Consider the following 1646-nt stretch of genomic DNA (forward strand, 5'->3'; position numbering starts at 1 on the left):
GGACGGCGCATGACCGTTGGCCTGCGGCGCGACGGAGGGCGTAGCTGCGGCCGCCGGCATGGCGGTCGGCGCGGCCTCGGTCTTCGGCGCCGCGGCCGGCGCGGGCTTCGCGGCCGGCGCGGCGTCGGCGTTTTCCCCCGGCTCGACCAGCACGGCGATGACGTCGTTGACCTTCACCGCCGCCGTGCCGCCGGGCACCAGGATCTTGCCGAGGATGCCCTCATCCACGGCCTCGACTTCCATCGTCGCCTTGTCGGTCTCGATCTCGGCGATGATGTCGCCCGCCTTGACCTGGTCGCCTTCCTTCTTGAGCCAGCGCGCCAGCGTGCCCTCGGTCATGGTGGGCGAGAGCGCCGGCATCAGGATGTTGGTCGCCATCTCTCCCGCCCCCTTACTTGTAGGTCACGCGCTTGACGGCATCCACGACCTGCTCGAGCCGCGGCAGCGCGAGCTTCTCGAGGTTCGCGGCATAGGGCATCGGCACGTCCTCGCCCGTCACGCGCACCGGGGGCGCGTCGAGGTCGTCGAAGGCGTGCTCCAGCACCTGCATCGCGACTTCGGAGGAGATGCCAGCGAAGGGCCAGCCTTCCTCCACGATCACCAGCCGGTTGGTCTTCTTCACGCTGCGCACGATCGTCGCGATGTCGAGCGGGCGGATGGTGCGGAGGTTGACCACCTCCGCGCTGATCCCCTGCGCCGCCAGCGCCTCGGCCGCCTGCATCGCCAGCCCGACCATGATGGAGAAGGAGACGATGGTGACGTCGGTGCCCGGCCGCTCGATCTTCGCCTGGCCGATCGGCAGCACGAAATCGTCCGCCGTCGGGCAGTCGAAGGTCTGGCCGTAGAGGATCTCGTTCTCGAGGAAGATGACCGGGTTCGGGTCGCGGATCGCGGCGCGCAGCAGGCCCTTCGCATCCGCCGCCGACCAGGGCGCGATCACCTTCAGGCCCGGGATATGCGCGTACCACGACGCGTATTCCTGGCTGTGCTGCGCGGCGACGCGTGCCGCCGCTCCGTTCGGGCCGCGGAAGGTGATCGGGCAGCCGAGCTGGCCGCCGCTCATGTAGAGCGTCTTGGCCGCGCTGTTGATGATGTGGTCGATCGCCTGCATCGAGAAGTTGAAGGTCATGAACTCGACGATGGGCTTGAGGCCCGTCATCGCCGCGCCGACCGCCATGCCGGTGAAGCCATGTTCCGTGATCGGCATGTCGATGACGCGCCGCGGCCCGAACTCGTCGAGCAGGCCCTGGCTGATCTTGTAGGCGCCCTGGTACTGGCCGACTTCCTCACCGATCAGGAAGACGTCCTTGTCGGCGCGCATCTCGGCGGCCATCGCGTCGCGCAGCGCCTCGCGCACGGTGATCGGCTTGGTCGGGCCCCAATCCTTCTCGGCCGCAGCGACGGGCTGGGCGGGCACGCTCGCGGCACCCTCCTTGCGGTCCTGGCCGCGGGAAGCGACCGCCGCATGGTCCTCGGCCTTCGGCAGCGGCGCCGCGACCTCGCGCTGCGCCGGCGCGGGCGCGGCGGCGCCCGCGCCGCCGTTCAGCTCGGCGATCGGCGTGTTCACGGAGACAGCCTCGGTGCCCTCGGGCACCACGATCTTCGTCAGCGTGCCCTCGTCCACGGCTTCCACTTCCATCGTCGCC

2 protein-coding genes are annotated in these 1646 nt (G+C 70.0%); both read right to left on the reverse strand.

Annotation, left to right across the window (positions count from 1 at the left end; genetic code table 11):
• Positions 1–378: biotin/lipoyl-containing protein (locus L2I40_RS22900; RefSeq protein WP_237217667.1), on the reverse strand; the 378-nt coding region annotated here is incomplete at its 3' end.
• 13 nt (positions 379–391) lie between these two features.
• On the reverse strand, positions 392–1646 hold a 1255-nt coding region (locus L2I40_RS22905; RefSeq protein ID WP_237217668.1), incomplete at its 5' end, for a pyruvate dehydrogenase complex E1 component subunit beta.

Origin of the sequence: Falsiroseomonas oryziterrae, from assembly GCF_021864505.1 — a bacterium.
GTDB lineage: Bacteria > Pseudomonadota > Alphaproteobacteria > Acetobacterales > Acetobacteraceae > Falsiroseomonas > Falsiroseomonas oryziterrae.